Origin of the sequence: Nostoc sp. (assembly GCF_036917635.1) — a bacterium.
Taxonomy (GTDB): Bacteria; Cyanobacteriota; Cyanobacteriia; order Cyanobacteriales; family Nostocaceae; genus Nostoc.
Window position 1 is genome coordinate 84,126 of record NZ_JBALCW010000043.1, and the last position, 17,307, is coordinate 101,432.

At 44.0% G+C, this 17,307-nt stretch carries 16 protein-coding genes; 13 read left to right on the forward strand and 3 right to left on the reverse strand.

Annotation, left to right across the window (positions count from 1 at the left end; genetic code table 11):
• Positions 1-58 precede the first annotated feature (58 nt).
• A complete protein-coding gene (gene moaA / locus V7K32_RS12270) occupies positions 59-1,045 on the reverse strand; it encodes a GTP 3',8-cyclase MoaA (RefSeq protein ID WP_334993499.1) in 987 nt (328 codons plus the stop codon).
• Between the two features lie 254 nt (positions 1,046-1,299).
• On the opposite strand from moaA, the gene V7K32_RS12275 reads away from it, so the two are divergent.
• Positions 1,300-2,331 (forward strand): hypothetical protein, encoded by a 1,032-nt coding sequence (locus V7K32_RS12275; protein ID WP_334993501.1) that lies wholly within the window; start codon positions 1,300-1,302, stop codon positions 2,329-2,331.
• 121 nt (positions 2,332-2,452) lie between these two features.
• Here V7K32_RS12275 and V7K32_RS12280 read toward each other — a convergent pair whose 3' ends face one another.
• Positions 2,453-3,280, reverse strand: coding sequence for a carbohydrate ABC transporter permease (locus V7K32_RS12280; RefSeq protein ID WP_334993503.1), 828 nt, complete (start codon positions 3,278-3,280; stop codon positions 2,453-2,455).
• 177 nt (positions 3,281-3,457) lie between these two features.
• Here V7K32_RS12280 and V7K32_RS12285 point away from each other — a divergent pair, with 177 nt between their 5' ends.
• The 5 genes from V7K32_RS12285 to folE all read left to right on the forward strand — a co-directional run bounded on the left by V7K32_RS12285 (position 3,458) and on the right by folE (position 8,350).
• The gene (locus tag V7K32_RS12285; RefSeq protein ID WP_334993505.1) at positions 3,458-4,156 is read left to right on the forward strand and encodes an aldehyde oxygenase (deformylating); all 699 of its coding nucleotides are present in this window, start codon (positions 3,458-3,460) and stop codon (positions 4,154-4,156) included.
• 142 nt (positions 4,157-4,298) lie between these two features.
• A complete protein-coding gene (locus V7K32_RS12290) occupies positions 4,299-5,318 on the forward strand; it encodes a long-chain acyl-[acyl-carrier-protein] reductase (protein WP_334993507.1) in 1,020 nt (339 codons plus the stop codon).
• A gap of 143 nt (positions 5,319-5,461) precedes the next feature.
• Complete coding sequence (locus V7K32_RS12295; RefSeq protein WP_334993509.1) at positions 5,462-6,442, forward strand: acetyl-CoA carboxylase carboxyltransferase subunit alpha; 981 nt, start codon at positions 5,462-5,464, stop codon at positions 6,440-6,442.
• Between the two features lie 355 nt (positions 6,443-6,797).
• Positions 6,798-7,523, forward strand: coding sequence for an SDR family oxidoreductase (locus V7K32_RS12300; RefSeq protein WP_334993511.1), 726 nt, complete (start codon positions 6,798-6,800; stop codon positions 7,521-7,523).
• A 122-nt stretch (positions 7,524-7,645) separates the two neighbouring features.
• Entirely contained in the window at positions 7,646-8,350 is a 705-nt protein-coding gene (folE, locus tag V7K32_RS12305) for a GTP cyclohydrolase I FolE (protein ID WP_334993513.1), read from the forward strand.
• Positions 8,351-8,419: 69 nt separating this feature from the next.
• Here the strand turns inward: folE and V7K32_RS12310 are convergent, their stop codons facing one another.
• The gene (locus V7K32_RS12310; RefSeq protein ID WP_334993515.1) at positions 8,420-9,052 is read right to left on the reverse strand and encodes a phosphoribosylanthranilate isomerase; all 633 of its coding nucleotides are present in this window, start codon (positions 9,050-9,052) and stop codon (positions 8,420-8,422) included.
• A 111-nt stretch (positions 9,053-9,163) separates the two neighbouring features.
• Between V7K32_RS12310 and psaK the strand changes: the two genes are divergently transcribed.
• From psaK to V7K32_RS12345, 7 genes are all read left to right on the forward strand, one after another.
• A complete protein-coding gene (gene psaK / locus V7K32_RS12315; RefSeq protein WP_334884305.1) occupies positions 9,164-9,418 on the forward strand; it encodes a photosystem I reaction center subunit PsaK in 255 nt (84 codons plus the stop codon).
• A 634-nt stretch (positions 9,419-10,052) separates the two neighbouring features.
• Complete coding sequence (locus V7K32_RS12320) at positions 10,053-11,249, forward strand: site-2 protease family protein (RefSeq protein WP_334993517.1); 1,197 nt, start codon at positions 10,053-10,055, stop codon at positions 11,247-11,249.
• Between the two features lie 489 nt (positions 11,250-11,738).
• Positions 11,739-13,109, forward strand: a complete 1,371-nt coding sequence (der, locus tag V7K32_RS12325) for a ribosome biogenesis GTPase Der (protein ID WP_334993519.1) — start codon at positions 11,739-11,741, stop codon at positions 13,107-13,109.
• 167 nt (positions 13,110-13,276) lie between these two features.
• Positions 13,277-14,194: an energy-coupling factor transporter transmembrane component T family protein gene (locus tag V7K32_RS12330; protein ID WP_334993521.1), complete on the forward strand. Its 918-nt coding sequence runs from the start codon at positions 13,277-13,279 to the stop codon at positions 14,192-14,194.
• Positions 14,195-14,318: 124 nt separating this feature from the next.
• Complete coding sequence (locus V7K32_RS12335; RefSeq protein ID WP_334993522.1) at positions 14,319-15,908, forward strand: anthranilate synthase component I; 1,590 nt, start codon at positions 14,319-14,321, stop codon at positions 15,906-15,908.
• Positions 15,909-16,353: 445 nt separating this feature from the next.
• Entirely contained in the window at positions 16,354-16,632 is a 279-nt protein-coding gene (gene pipX, locus V7K32_RS12340; protein WP_100898955.1) for a transcriptional coactivator PipX, read from the forward strand.
• The gene (locus tag V7K32_RS12345; RefSeq protein WP_334993524.1) at positions 16,629-17,297 is read left to right on the forward strand and encodes a YggS family pyridoxal phosphate-dependent enzyme; all 669 of its coding nucleotides are present in this window, start codon (positions 16,629-16,631) and stop codon (positions 17,295-17,297) included. Before pipX ends, V7K32_RS12345 begins: the two co-directional genes overlap by 4 nt.
• Positions 17,298-17,307 lie beyond the last annotated feature (10 nt).

The following is a 17,307-nucleotide window of genomic DNA, read 5'->3' on the forward strand; positions in this document are numbered from 1 at the left end:
GAGTTATGAGTTGAAAAACGATAATTCCTAACTCCTCACTTCTAACTTCTAACTATTTTCATCCACCAATTTGCGACATGGTGCGGGTATATGTACCTGAAATGCCAGAATCGCGCCCTTTATAGTTAATTTCTGGTTTGATAGCCAGTAAATGCCTGACTTGCTCTTGTAATTGAGTAGTGCTAGTGCCAGAACGCAAAGCAGTTTTTAAATCTATTTGACCGGTTTCATTTAATAAACAGGGACGCAGCCAGCCATCAGCACTAAGGCGCATCCGGTTACAACGATCGCAAAAACATTCCGACATTTGACTAATAAATCCCAGTGTCCCCTTCGCACCAGGAATTTGAAAGACATCAGCAGGACCTGCACCACAAACTTGTGATTCTGTCAAGCCCCAGCAATCGCGGATTTGTTGGCGTAAATCGGCTGAAGATACCCAACCGCGATCGCCAAACAAATGCACATTACCAATGGGCATAAATTCAATAAATCGAACGTGCCACTGTTTGTCAATTGTCAGGGCGGCTAAATCGAGAACTTCGTGGTCATTAACGCCAGGAATCACCACCACATTCAGCTTCAGAGGGTCGAATCCAACTTGATGGGCAGCTTGAATCCCCTGCCAAACTTGTTGCCAACGAGAACGCCCCTGATTACCGATAATTTGATCAAAAATGTCGGGATCAAGAGAGTCTAGACTAATATTAATTCGTCGCAAACCAGCATTGTAGAGGTTTTGTGCCATCGGAGCCAGCAAAAAACCGTTAGTGGTCATAGAGAGGTCTTGAGTTTGGGGAAGAGTTGCGATCGCGCTTACTAAATCTACCAGGCGCGGACGCAATAAGGGTTCACCCCCAGTCAACCTAAACCGTTTAAAGCCGACTGGAATAAATACCTCTTTAATTAAGGTCAGTAGTTCCTCATCAGTCAATAGCTGTTGCTTGAGAATATAATCCAGTTCTACTCCCTCTGGCATACAGTACTGACAACGAAAATTGCAGCGATCGATTAAACTTATGCGGAGGTAGTCTACCTGATTCATCGTTTTATTTTTATTGTCTCTGATAAATTAAAGACTTTACAAAGGTGGTTTACGCCTTCCTACTATATTAGACATCTCCCGAAATTAAATATGCGTAACATGAAACCCTTGTAGAGACGCGAAATTTCGCGTCTCTACATTCATTGTCGGAGATGTCTATTTGTTGTAACTCAAAATACCGTACTCCCCCTTAAGTGAGAGTCCACAGATTGTGGCATAATAAGCCGATCGCATCCACTAGTTAGTCATCAATCGTGCAAGACACCGACTCCATCAACGACCTTGCTGCTGCTTTACTACAGCCAGCAGATATCAGCTTTGAACTGCCCGATCCAGAAGATGAACAGATTCTAGAGTCAGATTTTCAACAGCAGCTAGAAGTAGCTTGGCAGGTATGCGATCGCTTTGATTTGCAAACTGAAATCTGGCGGGGGCGAATTTTACGGGCTATCCGCGACAGAGAGAAAGTCGGTGGTGACGGACGCGGTACTGGCTTTCTGCGATGGCTAAAAGAACGGGAAATCAGCAAAAGTCAAGCATACTCATGGATTCAACTGGCCAATAGTGCCGATACTCTGATCGAAGACGGTAAACTTGATCCCGCAACTGTAAACAACTTCAGCAAACGGGCTTTTGTTGAAACCGCCAAAGCAGTCCCAGAAGTGCAACAGATGGTGAGTGAAGCCGCCCAAAAAGGCGATCGCATCACCAGGCGCGAAGTCCGTCAACTCAGCGATGAATGGACAGCCATGTCCTCAGATTTATTACCCGAAGCAGTCAAAGAAAAAGCAGCAGATAACACCCTTCCTCCACGCTACATTGCCCCACTGGTGAAGGAAATGGAAAAACTACCAGAATCGCACCAAAAGTTTATCCAGAAAGAAATTGCTGCTAACCCTGATGTCGATACCCTCAAACAGGTAACTACCGAAGCGCGTAACTTAGCCAAATATCTCAAAGGGGCGGCTCAAGTTCAGGCGCTGACGAAGGAAGATGTTGATATTGAAACAGCCTTAGAAGAAGCGCAAAGAGTCGGCTGTTTGAGCATTGCTGCTGATTTGGTAAATCAAGCATCGCAAATTGAACAAACGATCGCTAAATTGTACATGACTTGGAAACGAATCGGTAATTTAGCAGATCGATTATATGTAGATACAGGTGCAAGTACACCCAACTTGCGATCGCTCCTCACTTGCTTGGAACCTCTGGGTGGTGAAATCATGGAATTGCAACTTAGTGGTGCGACTGAACACACTATCCGTCTGCAAATTCAGGAGACTAGTTAAGGAGGGGGGAGTTCATAATTCGTAATTACTAATTCGTAATTCGTAATTTAATAAAGTATCGGCGATCGCATTTGCTATATTGGCGATCGCTTGTATAAAAGTTATTCCCACATTAGCGATACTAATTCTTAATTCCCGTCGTAGCTATACCTTGAATAAACTGACGCTGACCAATGAGAAATAATACCATGACTGGAACAGTCGCTATTGTCACTGCCGCCATCATCAACGGCCAATTATTCGTAAATTGCTCTTGAAACTCAGCTAACGCCAGTTGTACCGTTCTTAATTCTGGTCGTGTCGTAAACACCAAAGGTTTAAACAAATCATTCCATTCACCGATGAAGGTGAACAAAAACAGCGTCACCAACGCCGGACGGGCTAAAGGTAACATCACCCGCCACAAAATTTGCAGTCGGTTAGCCCCATCTATGGCTGCGGCTTCCTCTAACTCCACCGGAATTGTCTGGAAATACTGACGTAACAAGAAAATTCCAAATCCGTTGACAGCAGTGGGTAAAATCAGCGCCCAGTATGTATTTATCAGGTGTCCCCACTTCAAAACTAAAAAGATGGGAATCACCAATAACTGAAAGGGAATTACTAAAGTTGCTAAAACTACCAATAGCAGTGCTTGGCGCCCGCGAAACTTCAGCCGTGCTAAGGCGTAACCAGCCAAAGCAGAAGTGACAATCTGAAACGCCGTCACAGCGATCGCTACCAAGGTAGAATTAGCAAACGCCAGTAAAAATTTTCCCTGTTGCCATGCAACGCGGTAATTAGCTAAAGACCAGCTATTTTTAGACAAATTTTCCAGGCTGGTGGCCGTCGGTGCAAAGGAGGTGAGAAAGACCACAAACAGAGGTAGTAGAACGATAAATGCCCCTAGCAGTAAGACTACTAGGCTCAAAAAATCGCCAGATTTCAGATTCGGGTTTGGTTTGGACATAACTTCAGCTGCAAAGCATTTGTTTTGCTACTACTACATCTCCCTCGGCAACAGTTAATCTATAAACATAGTCTACTTGTTAAGTTAAATTAAACCACAGTGATTATTACCCTCAGTTCATGCGGTAAATTGAATCCTGGTGTCAAATAATCTTTCCTTTACAGGAGTAAACATACCATGCAGCAAGTTACAGACGAATTTAAAGAATTAGATTTCAAGAGCGAAACATACAAAGATGCTTATAGCCGGATTAATGCGATCGTGATTGAAGGGGAACAAGAAGCCCATGAGAATTACATCACACTAGCCCAACTGCTGCCAGAATCTCATGATGAATTGATTCGCCTATCTAAGATGGAAAGTCGGCATAAGAAAGGATTTGAAGCTTGTGGGCGCAATTTGCAAGTAACCCCAGATTTACAATTTGCTAAGGAATTTTTCTCTGGACTACACCAAAATTTCCAAACAGCCGCAGCATCAGGAAAAGTTGTTACTTGCTTGTTGATTCAGTCTTTGATTATTGAATGTTTTGCGATCGCAGCATATAACATTTACATCCCCGTTGCCGACGATTTTGCCCGTAAAATTACTGAGGGAGTCGTAAAAGAAGAATATAGTCACCTCAACTTTGGAGAAGTTTGGTTGAAAGAACACTTTACAGAATCCAAAGCTGAACTTGAACTTGCAAATCGCCAAAACCTACCCATAGTCTGGAAAATGCTTAACCAAGTAGAGGGTGATGCCCACACAATGGCAATGGAAAAAGATGCTTTGGTAGAAGACTTTATGATTCAGTACGGTGAAGCATTAAGTAACATCGGTTTTACAACACGCGATATTATGCGCTTGTCAGCCTACGGACTCATAGCCGCTTAAAAAAAGTTAGGAGTGAGGAATGAATGATCGGTGAGAAATTATGAGTTGTACTCCCAACTCATAACTCCCAACTCCCAACTCCCAACTCCCAACTCTACTAAATTCCACCCTTTCGAGACAGCATAAGCCTAATAATCACTACATGTTTGGTCTAATTGGACATCTGACTAGTTTAGAACACGCTCAATCGGTAGCTCAAGAATTGGGATACCCAGAATATGCCGATCAAGGGCTAGACTTTTGGTGTAGCGCCCCACCGCAAATTGTTGATAGCATTATTGTTACCAGCGTAACTGGGCAACAAATTGAAGGACGGTATGTAGAATCTTGCTTTTTGCCAGAGATGCTAGCTAGTCGCCGCATCAAAGCCGCAACACGCAAAATCCTCAACGCTATGGCCCATGCACAAAAGCACGGCATTAACATCACAGCTTTAGGCGGATTTTCTTCAATTATTTTTGAAAACTTTAAGTTAGAGCAGTTTAGCCAAGTCCGCAACATTAAACTAGAGTTTGAACGCTTCACCACCGGAAACACTCATACTGCATACATTATTTGTAAGCAGGTGGAAGAAGCGTCAAAACAACTAGGAATTGATTTATCAAAAGCAACTGTTGCTATATGTGGAGCAACTGGGGATATTGGCAGTGCAGTTACACGCTGGCTAGATGCGAAAACAGATGTTCAAGAACTTCTGCTAATAGCTCGCGATCAAGAACGTCTTAAAGAGTTGCAAGGCGAACTGGGGCGAGGAAAAATCATGGGTTTGACAGAAGCACTGCCCCTAGCTGATGTTGTAGTTTGGGTTGCTAGTATGCCCAGAGGCGTGGAAATTGAACCCACCACTTTGAAACAACCCTGTTTGTTGATTGATGGTGGTTATCCGAAAAACTTAGCGACGAAAATTCAGCATCCTGGTGTACATGTGTTAAATGGTGGAATTGTAGAGCATTCCCTAGATATTGACTGGAAAATTATGAAAATCGTCAATATGGACGTTCCAGCCCGCCAGTTGTTTGCTTGTTTTGCCGAATCAATGCTGCTGGAATTTGAGAAGTTATACACGAACTTTTCATGGGGACGGAATCAGATTACCGTAGACAAAATGGAGCAGATTGGTCGGGTATCAGTAAAACATGGATTTAGACCACTGCTGGTTTAACTGTAAGAGTTAGGAGTTAAAAGTTTAAGAGTTAAAAGTTAAAAACTTTCACCAGTACACTCCTTGTAATACCTAACTCCTCACTCCTAACTCCTCACTCCTAACTCTGAAAAACCTATAACTCGTAACTTATAACCCCTACGATGGCAACTACCGAGCGTAAACCGCTACTGTTAGATTTTGAAAAGCCCTTAGCAGAACTCGCAACCCGAATCGATCAAATTCGGCAACTTGCAGAAGAAAATGGCGTCGATGTTTCTGGTCAAATACGTCAACTAGAAGCACGCGCCATGCAACTGCGTGAGGAAATTTTCAGTAGTCTATCCCCGTCCCAGCGATTGCAAGTCGCTCGTCATCCGCGTCGCCCCAGTACTCTCGATTACATTCAGGCTATTAGTGATGAATGGATGGAATTGCATGGCGATCGCACTGGTGGTGACGATCCGGCTTTAGTTGGTGGTGTCGGTCGTCTGAGTGGGCAACCTGTGGTGATGTTAGGTCATCAAAAAGGTCGTGATACCAAAGACAATATTGCCCGTAACTTTGGAATGCCTTACCCTGGCGGCTACCGCAAAGCAATGCGGTTAATGGAACACGCCAACAAGTTTAGTATGCCAATACTAACTTTTATCGACACACCAGGAGCTTGGTCTGGAGTAGAAGCAGAACATCAAGGTCAAGGAGAAGCGATCGCCTATAACTTGCGGGAAATGTTCTGCTTAGATGTACCAATTATCTGCACAGTTATTGGTGAAGGCGGTTCCGGTGGCGCACTCGGTATTGGTGTAGGCGATCGCCTACTCATGTTTGAACACTCAGTTTATACCGTCGCCACTCCCGAAGCCTGCGCCGCCATTCTCTGGAAAGATGCTGGAAAGGCTCCCCAAGCAGCCGTTGCTCTAAAAATTATTTCCCACGACTTGAAAAAGTTGGGAATTATCGACCAAATACTACCCGAACCCACTGGTGGCGCTCATTCCGATCCTTTAAAAGCCGCTACCATTCTCAAGCAAGTGCTATTAGAAAATTTGGACGAACTCAATCGTTTAACCGCTCCAGAACGCCGTCAACTGCGCTATGAAAAATTCCGCAAAATTGGCGTTTTTACAGAAGTTGACCACTAACAGCACCGCATAATAATTGATTAGCAAAGCAGCAATGCTATAATTGCCTATGTGCTTAAAGATTTTTAACAATCTAGCCATAGGCATTTGCATGTTTGGTAAATCTACTCAATTTGATTGAGTAGCTTTTGTGTTATTAAGTAATTTAATTTTGAGTGTACGGCGTGGCTTTCCTGGCGGTGATTTTTTGTCTTCACTAGTAAAACCCAAAATACGCCCACTATTGCACTGCATTATAGCAGTTACTTAATGAAACTCATCAGATTTTTAGATTCCTTTAATCTATCCAAACCGAGAAGTGTGGATAATTAGGTGGTAATAGGCTTTGGGAACTAGCAAAAAATTGGGAGACACCATGAGTGTTGAGCAAAAACGACGCGCCCTGATTACAGGGGCAAGTAGTGGAATTGGGAAAGCAACTGCTTTAGCCTTTGCGAAAGCGGGAATAGATGTCGCCTTAGTCAGCCGTTCTTTGGATAAATTGGAGGCGGTAAGAAAAGCAGTCGAGCAAACTGGAGTGGAAGCGAAAGCTTACGCTGTAGATTTAGCGCGGATCTTTGAAGTAAAAGAAAAGATCCAAGCGATCGCCCTTGACTTTGGTGATATAGACATTCTGGTAAACAATGCGGGCATAGCTTATACAGGCACCTTAACCGAAACCCCCCTAGAGGACTGGCAGCAGGTAATTGACTTAAATCTTACCAGCGTGTTTGGGTGCATTGTGGGGATTTTGCCTTCAATGCGCGATCGGGGTACAGGCACAATTATCAACGTCGCCTCAATTGCCGCCAAACAGCCCTTTCCCGGTTGGGGAGCATACAGCGTCAGCAAAGCTGGTTTGATAGCGCTCTCTCAAACCCTGGCACAAGAAGAACGCACCCACGGCATTCGGGTCACAGCTATTTGTCCTGGCGCAGTCAATACCGAACTTTGGGACACAGAAACAGTCCATGCTAACTTAGACCGTTCCAAAATGTTAACCCCGGAAATTGTCGCTCAGTCAATTCTCTACACAGTTCTGTTACCACAAGAGGCAGTTATTGATGAATTGACCCTGATGCCCAGCGCCGGCGCACTTTAATTGCGAAGTTAGGAGTTAGGAGTTAGGAATTAGAATTTTTAACTCATAAACTCATAACTCATAACTCATAACTCATAACTCATAACTCCTAACTAAATTCAAACCATAACCAAGACTTAATCATGACTATTGCTTCCAACGGTTCCAATTCCTCTCAATCGCCTCTGATTCCCGATTTGGCAGAAGCCATAACTCCTAGACCCGATCGCAACACCCACAACGGGCGACAAGCTGACGTGTCCCCCCCAAAAGAGGAACATCTGGAGGAAATGAAGAACGCCGTGCGGACACTAATATTGGGAGTTGGCGAAGACCCCGAACGCGAAGGACTCCTCAAAACACCTAAGCGAGTGGCCGAGGCAATGCGATTTCTTACCAGTGGCTACACCCAATCCCTTGAAGAACTCGTTAACGATGCCATCTTTGATGAAGGGCATAACGAAATGGTACTAGTTAGAGATATTAATTTCTTTAGTCTGTGCGAACACCACATGCTGCCATTTATGGGTAGAGCGCACGTTGCTTATATTCCCAACCAAAAAGTTGTGGGACTGAGTAAGCTGGCCCGCATTGTTGAGATGTATTCCCGTCGCTTACAAGTGCAGGAGAGACTAACCCGCCAAATTGCCGAAGCAATCCAGACCATTCTAGAACCTCAAGGGGTAGCCGTTGTGATGGAAGCTAGCCACATGTGTATGGTGATGCGCGGCGTTCAAAAACCAGGCTCTTGGACTGTCACTAGTGCAATGGTTGGTGTGTTCCAAGAGGAACACAAAACCCGCGAAGAATTTTTTAACTTGATTCGCCATCAATCAGCATTCTTTTAAAGAGTTGGGCATGGGGCATTGGGCATTGGTCAATAGTTCTGCTTCCCCTGCTCCCCTGCGCCCCATTCTCTACTCTCTACTTCCTAATTTCTTAAACAACTTGGCTACTTTATCTAAATCCTTATCTCCAGGTGTGCGTTCTACACCACTAGACAAATCAACGCCACTGGGATTAACCTGACTTAAAGCTTCGATAATATTATCTGCTGTTAGTCCCCCAGCTAAAAACCAAGGGCAATTGGGGCTAAATTCCTCTAGCATTGTCCAATCTAAGGTTTTGCCTGTACCACCAAGTTGTTCGGGATGGTAAGCATCAAGTAGTAAAGTATCTACGTAATTTGTGTAATTAGCTGCTGTGTCAAGATGCTCAAGACTCCGAACTCTAAATGCTTTAATAATTTCGATATTGGGTAAAGCTTGACGTAATTGGTAGCAAAAATCTGGTAATTCATCTCCGTGTAACTGGACACCAGTCAACCCAGAATCAACAACTATCTGACTGATTTGGGGGATACTAGCGTTGGCAAAAACACCAATTGTGTCAATATGAGCCGGAAGTTCTGTTACTGCTGCCCGAATTTGGGATGTAGTCACGTAGCGAGGTGAGGTTGGCACACAAATAAATCCTAGTGCCGTTGCGCCCAGAGAGGCGATCGCTATAGACTGCTGTGGTTGAGTGATGCCGCAAATTTTAACGCGCATAAAAATTTAACAAATTTATAATAATCATCAAGAAAGTCTAAACTATCCGAAAAACTTTTGTGCCTTGGTAATTTTATAATTTTGTAGGTCTACATTTTAGGAGACAAAAGCTTGATTTCATCTATTTTACTAGCAGCATCCGCAACTGTTCCCGCAACACCTGCGTGGAATCCTACAGTAGGCATCATCATCAGCATCAGCAGCTTAGTAATGGTTTTACTAAGTACTAGGATCGAAAAACCCCTAGTTGGCCCCAAGTTCCCCATCCTGCCGATTAGTATTCCAACATTCGTTGCAGCGATGGCTTTTGGTCATATTGTTGGCGTTGGTATCGTTTTAGGACTGACTAACATCGGTCGTCTGTAGTTTTGCGATGAGAGAGGCGTTACTTATAGCGGTTCAAATTTACATGCGGTACAACATTACATCACTAGGTCTAGGGGTAGGGCAGTGGCCTACCCCTACGGGTGTACCTCCGGTAAACAAGAACCGTTATATAACGCCGCAATCAATACAAAAACTCCTAAAAACGATTTTGGTTCTTTCTCCAGCAAAATAACTCATCAGCATTAGCCAGTCAGCCTCCGTGTAGTCACTCTAACTGAGAGGGGAGGTATTAACCTTCCTCTTGAGAGACGATTCCAACTACTTCATCAACGGAGGAATATGGCTTTAGAAACGGGATTAATCCCCTCTGTAAGGCTTATGTAAGTTAATTTATGCAGGAGAAAGAACCATGATGTCATCAACGCCAATTTTTCCATCGAACACACTCAAGATGACGGGTAGGGGAGTAAGGAAGAAATAACCTATGCCCGATGGCCAATGCCCAATTCCCCACTTCAGAGCTTTGCTCACAGGCATTAATTGTCTATTCTAGAAATAAGAGCATTTCGTAACTCGGCACTATTGAATTGATGCTCGGAAATATATGTATAAGTATATACGCAAATATTGCAGTATAAAAATTACTGGCGATATCTAGTTTTAGGACAATGTAATGCAAACAAATTGGAAAATTGGGTCTTTATTTGGAATTCCCTTGTTTTTAGACCCGTTATGGTTTGTGATTTTAGGGTTGGCAACTCTTAACTTTGGGGTAGCTTATCAAGAATGGGGGACTGTTATAGCTTGGAGTGCTGGAATAGTTATGGCACTGCTGCTATTTGGTTCGGTGTTGCTACATGAGTTGGGTCACAGCTTGGTAGCCCGATCGCAAGGTATTAAAGTTAATTCAATCACCCTATTTCTGTTTGGCGGGATTGCTGCTATTGAAGAAGAATCTAAAACTCCTTTCAAAGCTTTTCAAGTAGCGATCGCAGGGCCATTGGTGAGCATCATACTATTTTTCCTGCTCAGTCTAGGAGTTACCGTAATTCCCGATACCAGTCCCCTCAGTGTTATGGTCGGAGATTTGGCGAGAATTAACTTGGTGGTGGCTTTATTTAACCTGATTCCTGGCTTACCACTAGATGGAGGGCAAGTGTTAAAAGCAGCACTATGGCAAATAACAGGTAATCGTTTTCAAGCCGTACACTGGGCTGCAAAGGCTGGGCAAATTTTGGGTTATAGTGCGATCGCTTTAGGCTTTGTTGTAGATTTTGTGACTAGAGAATTAGTACTTGGTTTGTGGATTGCTTTGTTAGGTTGGTTTGCTGTCCGCAACGCCAGCAGTTATGACAACGTAACTACATTGCAAGAAAGCCTACTCAAAGTCGTGGCGGCTGATGCGATGACTCGTGACTTTCGGGTAATTGATGCCGATCAGACATTGCGATCCTTTGCCGATTTATACCTATTAGAAACCACTCCCTCACAGATTTATTTTGCCGCATCTGATGGACGTTACCGGGGTCTAGTTTCCATTGACGATTTTCGTTTAACCCAAAGGAGTGAATGGGAAACCCAAACCTTACATAGCATTGTGCATCCCCTGACAGAAATACCCACTGTTGCTGAAGCAACAACGATAGCTGAGGTAATTAACAAGCTAGAAAATGAGCAGTTACCTCGAATTACCGTACTTTCTCCGGCTGGTGCTGTCGCTGGTGTAATTGACCGGGGAGATATTGTCAGGGCGTTGGCACAAAAGTTAAATTTGCGGGTAACAGATGCTGAAATTAAACGGATCAAGGAAGAAGCAAGTTATTCACCTGGGTTGCAACTAGCAGCACTAGCGAAGTCAATTACAAATTAAACGTCATATCCTTGTCATAGTTTTGCAATAGATTTGTCAAAAGCGTATGTGATATTTAATTTGGTATTTGGTTACAAAATGCTTTTTTTGGGTAAAAGGTAGGATTTCCTACCTTTTTTATTTTTTAAATTAACGTGAGTTCGATAAACCTCTCCCTGCTTTGAAGTTTAGTTCAACAGTTATCAGTTGAATAATTGAGACGGTTTTACGTAGTATATCCTTAATAACAGTGAGGTACAGCTTAGCCTCACCCCGATAAAGCTGTGCTTTATCTCCCCTCTCCAAAGCATCGGAGAGGGGTTGGGGGTGAGGTTTTGTATTTTGATATGATGTAGTATACGTAATTCATCCACCTGAGAAGCGCTATAAAACCTCTTAGTGGTTTCTTTGACATAGCCTCGGATGATTGTGAAATTATTAAAACTTCCAATTTAAAGCGAGTAAAATGTAAGTACGTGATATACTACGTCTCTCACTTACCCTGGTTTTATGGCACTGCCAATTGTTGCAATTATCGGACGCCCAAATGTGGGCAAATCCACCCTGGTTAATCGACTCGCCGGGGAACAAACGGCGATTGTCCATGATGAACCGGGAGTGACACGCGATCGCACTTATCTACCAGCTTTCTGGAATAGCCGCGAATTTTTAGTCGTAGACACTGGTGGTTTAGTTTTTAATGATGATACCGAATTTTTACCACTAATTCGCCAACAGGCAATGACAGCGCTTGCAGAAGCATGTGGCGCTATTTTTGTTGTAGATGGTCAAACAGGCCCCACATCAGCAGATTTAGAAATCGCCGAATGGATGCGCCAACAACCCGTACCTGTGCTACTAGCTGTAAATAAATGTGAATCCCCAGAACAAGGCTTAATGCAAGCTGCCGAGTTTTGGGAATTAGGATTGGGCGAACCTTACCCCATTTCCGCAATTCATGGAAGTGGGACAGGAGAGTTACTCGACGAGTTAGTTAATCACATACCTGCTATTGAAGACATCCCAGACACGAATGAAATCAAAGTAGCAATTGTGGGACGCCCGAATGTGGGCAAATCGAGCTTACTCAATTCTTTTGTTGGGGAAGAGAGGGCAATTGTCAGCCCAATTTCTGGCACCACCCGCGATGCTATTGATACCGTCATTGAACGAGAGGGACAAACCTACCGTTTGATTGACACCGCCGGTATTCGCAAAAAGAAACACATAGAATACGGCACAGAATTCTTTAGTATTAACCGTGCTTTCAAAGCGATTCGCCGCGCTGATGTGGTTTTATTAGTCATAGATGCCGTAGATGGAGTCACTGAGCAAGATCAAAAATTAGCTGGGCGGATTATCGAAGAAGGTCGAGCTTGCATCATCGTCGTTAATAAGTGGGATGCTGTCGAAAAAGACTCTTACACAATCTACGACTACGAAAAAACTCTGCAATCACGGTTACATTTTACCGAATGGGCAGAAACAATTTTTGTGAGCGCCTTGTCAGGACAACGGGTAGAAAAGATTCTCGAATTGGTGAAAACGGCGGCTGAATCACACAAACGCCGTGTCAGCACATCAGTTATTAACGAAGTCTTAACAGATGCCGTTAGCTGGCATTCACCGCCAGCATCTCGTGGTGGGCGTCAGGGCAAGATTTATTATGGTACACAAGTAAGTAGCCAACCACCAACGATCGCACTATTTGTCAACGATTCCAAACGCTTCAACGACAACTACCGCCGCTACATTGAACGCCAATTCCGGCAACAGCTAGGATTTAAAGGCACGCCAATTATTTTACTATGGCGCAGCAAAAAAGTCCGTGATGCCGAAAGTGGTAATGTTAATAGAGCAACTCGCGTCAAAATAAGTTAAAAGTTAGAAGTTAGGAGTTAAAAGTTAAGAGTTAAAAGTTAGGAGTTATGAGTTAAAGTCAAACTACATAAAATCAGGCTGGGTGAGACAAGAAGCTTAAACCCCTTGTTCTATGCAACCTACCAGGTAATCCGTATAACTCCTCACTCCTAACTCCTAATTTTAAAATGGATTTATTGCGATCGCTCCCACTTGGACTTTATTTAGAACAACCCCAAACTTGGTTGCATAAAATCGATCCGCGAGTCAAGTTCGCCTGGTTGATGAGCTTTTTAACAAGCTATATTTTAGCTAACAACTTTTGGCGGGTGCTGCTGGTGGTACTATTAATTATTGCCACCTTGATTGCCAGGATTCCCCGGCGAGTATGGCAGCAGCAAATGGGTTGGCTATTAATACTATCGTTTTTTGTCTTAGCGATCGGAGCCATCAGTCCTGATGGAATGGGTGTAAATTATCAGTCCCGCCTCCCAGCTAATGAACAAATATTAACCCAGCAAGCAAACTCTAATAAGATTCTTCAAGAGCCAGCAAGTAATCACAAATACAGCTATGTGCTATTTCACAAAGGGCCAGTCAAAGTAACTCGCTATTCCTTGGATTTGGCTGTACGTCTGAGTACAATTATATTTACCGTAATTTACAGCACCAACCTGTATCTGCTGACAACCGCACCAGAAGAAATCACATCTGGCATAGAAAGCCTAATGCAACCCCTGCGACGCTTCAAGCTGCCTGTCACCGAAATTGCTTTAACTTTAACCTTATCGTTACGCTTTATTCCCCTGGTTTTAGAAGAAGTGCAAAACTTATTTCGCTCCGTGATGACAAGGGCAATTAATTGGAAAAAGCTAGGATTGAAAGGAGGATTCAAAGTTTGGATGACAGTCGCAGAGAGACTGTTAGAAAATCTGCTCTTACGAGCCGATCAAATGGCGAATGCAATGATGGTGCGGGGTTTTACCAGTCCCAACGAGCATCGAGTGCAGTGGCACGATTTACGATTTAAAGCGCGTGACTGGCTTGCTATTGCGACTTTAATTTTATTCTGGGGAATACGGCTAGCTATAGGAACTGAGGTCTGATTTTGCACCGAGAAAGTGGTAATACATAATAGGTAATTGCATTTTGTCAGTGGTCAGTAGTCATAGTTATTTCTACTCACTGCTAAAAACTGTTAACTAATTATTGACAACGCTTTTAAACAGTATGATCAAGGCTTGGTATTGGCGATCGCTACCCTTAGAAAAGCGCACAGGTTCGGAAATTTTTGCTGCTCTTTTTCAACCCACCTCCGCACCGGGAATTGCTACCCTACTGGAAAGTCCCTACCCAACGCCAATCGATCATCCCCAACTGTGCCGATATTCTATCTGTGCAGGCGCTCCTCGCCTAGTCAATGGCATCCCCCAGATGTGGACACCAGAAGTAGGAGAGGTTTTTCCTTTTTTAGAAAAATTGTTACAGCAAGGGGTAGGGGGAGATGACGGGGATAAGGTAGTATTTTCTCCCCCTGCTCCCCCTGCTCCCCCTGCTCCCCCTGCCCCCCATCTCCCCTTCACGGGCGGTTGGTTAGGTTGGCTAGGCTACGATGTAGCATGGGAAATTGAACAGTTACCAGATCAGAAAATTGATCCCCTACCATTTCCTATAGCTTTTTGGTATGAACCAGATTGTTTTGCTGTTTTGGATCACGCGCAACAAATTCTTTGGCTAGCAGCCAGTGATGCAAGTAAACTCGATGAGTTCCAGTACAAATTAGAGAACAGAAAAGGGGAGTTAGGGGACAAAGTAGAATTTTCTCCCTCATCTCCCTCATCTCCTCAGTTTTTGCCATCGCAAGCAGATTATGAAACAGCTGTAAACCAGGCAAAAAAATATATTCAAGCTGGAGACATCTTTCAGGCAAATCTTTCATTGCGATTTCAAGCGGCTACATCGGCTTCTGGTTGGGAAATTTATCAAGCCTTACAAAAAATTAATCCTTCTCCTTTTGCCAGCTATTGGCAGACGCCTTGGGGGGAAGTGATTAGTTGTTCGCCGGAACGGTTAGTAATGTTGCAAAATCGGCAAGCCGAAACCAGACCAATCGCTGGGACGCGATCGCGTGGTGTCACTCCAGAACAAGATATGCAACTGGCACAAGATTTACTCAGCAACACCAAAGAACGTGCAGAACACATCATGTTGGTGGATTTGGAACGCAATGATTTAGGGCGAGTTTGTGAATGGGGAACGGTTACAGTTGACGAATTGCTGACAATTGAGCGATATAGCCATGTCATGCATCTTGTCAGCAACATCAAAGGTAGTTTAAAAGGCGAATATACTGCCATTGATTTGATTCGCGCCACGTTTCCAGGTGGCACAATCACAGGTTGTCCCAAAGTCCGTTGCATGGAAATTATCGAAGAACTAGAACCCGTGCGGCGCAGCTTGTTCTACGGTTCCTGTGGCTATTTAGACTGGCGTGGTCATTTAGATTTAAATATCTTAATCCGCACACTGCTATTAGCCCCCTCGGCTCAAGAGGCAGGGGAGGCAGGGGGAGCAGGGGAGGCAGGGGAGGCAGGGGGGGCAGGGGAGGCAGGGGGGGCAGGGGGAGTAAATTCTTCTTCATTTCCTGACTCAAAACTCATCCCCCAGCACTCAACACTCAACATTGTCTGGGGACAAGTTGGCGCAGGAATTGTCGCAGACAGCGAGCCTGAGAAAGAATGGTATGAATCTCTGCACAAAGCCCAGGCACAACTGGCAGCCCTGAAAATGCTAGATCAGCAATCAGGGAATAGGGAATAGGGCATTGGTTATTAATTCTTCTCCCCCATCCCCCCACTCCCAAATTTTGTGCCATTCACCCATAGTTGTGGCAGTATGGAAAGAAGTTGAAAAGTTAGCTGTTGCCGTTGGGAATTTCAAAGAGTGTTTTCCTTTGCTACGCTAAACTTTCAATAAGAGGGTCAGGACTGTTTTATGCCTTGTGCCGCCAGGTTGGTGTGTTTGAGTCACCAAAGCATACGGCGAAATCTATCGACAAGCCTCTACGCTTCGCGTTTCATGTTGTACCATTGCGCTTCACTACCACTAGCTTCATCTGCCCACTAGAAACTAGATCAAGGTCTTCGCAACCGCAGTTTTGCATTTTAAGCAAATATTCTGGCGAATGTTGGTATTATCGTCTGAATGTTTTGAATTCACTGCGAAAAGATATATACTCCCACCTTGACTACACCTTGACTCTTAAATGAATCCAGAAAACGCAGAAACTTACATAAACCATCCAACTTGGGGTTTACTCTACAAAATCTGTATGGTTGATGACAACCAGGATTTGTTCACCACACTTTATGCCCAGCGCTTGTTTTTTTTGGTCGCAAATGACGTTAAAGGTGTTAAATTCCAGTCTCTAGGACGTACTGAGGCGAGAATGATGTTGGAAAATCGCTTACGTACTTTGCGGCGCAGTGGACAATCTCAGGAGTACGATCAGCTTCAGAGTGTTTTCCAACGCACCTTCCAATGAATAGTTCGATTTCCGAACGTATTGTTTCCATTCGTTCCTCTCTACCAGCTTCAGTCAAATTGATTGCTGTTAGCAAGCAAGTTTCTGTCCAGGCCATTCGGTCTGCATACTCCGCAGGAATTCGTGATTTTGCGGAGAGTCGTATCCAAGAAGCCGCCAGCAAACAAGCCGAGTTGCAAGACTTACCCGATATTACCTGGCACTTTATTGGACATTTGCAAAGCAATAAAGCCAAAAAAGCCATTGAGCAATTCCCTTGGATTCACTCCGTCGATAACTTGAAGCTGGCACAGCGCTTAGATCAATTGGCACAACAGCTAGGAGTGAGTCCCCAGGTTTGCCTGCAAGTGAAAATTCTCCCCGATCCCAACAAGTCTGGTTGGAGTGTGCCAGAACTTTTGGCTGATTTACCCACACTCGATCAATACAAAAATTTACAAATTCAAGGTTTGATGACAATTCCGCCTTCAGGATTAAATGATCCGGAAATTTTGAATGTATTTAATCTCAATCGTGAGCTAGCAAAGAAAATAAGAGAGCAAAACTGGTCGCACATTAAAATGCAGCACCTGTCTATGGGTATGTCAGGCGACTACGAACTGGCAGTGCAAGCAGGGGCAACGATGGTACGATTAGGAACAATATTGTTTGGCGATCGCTCTTAGCCTTTGATTA

Coding starts and splice junctions, on each gene's coding strand:
- der (WP_334993519.1), top strand. CDS start 11,739: ATGGCACTGCCAATTGTTGCAATTATCGGACGCCCAAATGTGGGCAAA.
- V7K32_RS12320 (WP_334993517.1), top strand. CDS start 10,053: ATGCAAACAAATTGGAAAATTGGGTCTTTATTTGGAATTCCCTTGTTT.
- V7K32_RS12285 (WP_334993505.1), top strand. CDS start 3,458: ATGCAGCAAGTTACAGACGAATTTAAAGAATTAGATTTCAAGAGCGAA.
- V7K32_RS12290 (WP_334993507.1), top strand. CDS start 4,299: ATGTTTGGTCTAATTGGACATCTGACTAGTTTAGAACACGCTCAATCG.
- V7K32_RS12335 (WP_334993522.1), top strand. CDS start 14,319: ATGATCAAGGCTTGGTATTGGCGATCGCTACCCTTAGAAAAGCGCACA.
- V7K32_RS12280 (WP_334993503.1), bottom strand. CDS start 3,280: ATGTCCAAACCAAACCCGAATCTGAAATCTGGCGATTTTTTGAGCCTA.
- moaA (WP_334993499.1), bottom strand. CDS start 1,045: ATGAATCAGGTAGACTACCTCCGCATAAGTTTAATCGATCGCTGCAAT.
- folE (WP_334993513.1), top strand. CDS start 7,646: ATGACTATTGCTTCCAACGGTTCCAATTCCTCTCAATCGCCTCTGATT.
- pipX (WP_100898955.1), top strand. CDS start 16,354: ATGAATCCAGAAAACGCAGAAACTTACATAAACCATCCAACTTGGGGT.
- V7K32_RS12310 (WP_334993515.1), bottom strand. CDS start 9,052: ATGCGCGTTAAAATTTGCGGCATCACTCAACCACAGCAGTCTATAGCG.
- V7K32_RS12300 (WP_334993511.1), top strand. CDS start 6,798: ATGAGTGTTGAGCAAAAACGACGCGCCCTGATTACAGGGGCAAGTAGT.
- V7K32_RS12330 (WP_334993521.1), top strand. CDS start 13,277: ATGGATTTATTGCGATCGCTCCCACTTGGACTTTATTTAGAACAACCC.
- V7K32_RS12295 (WP_334993509.1), top strand. CDS start 5,462: ATGGCAACTACCGAGCGTAAACCGCTACTGTTAGATTTTGAAAAGCCC.
- V7K32_RS12345 (WP_334993524.1), top strand. CDS start 16,629: ATGAATAGTTCGATTTCCGAACGTATTGTTTCCATTCGTTCCTCTCTA.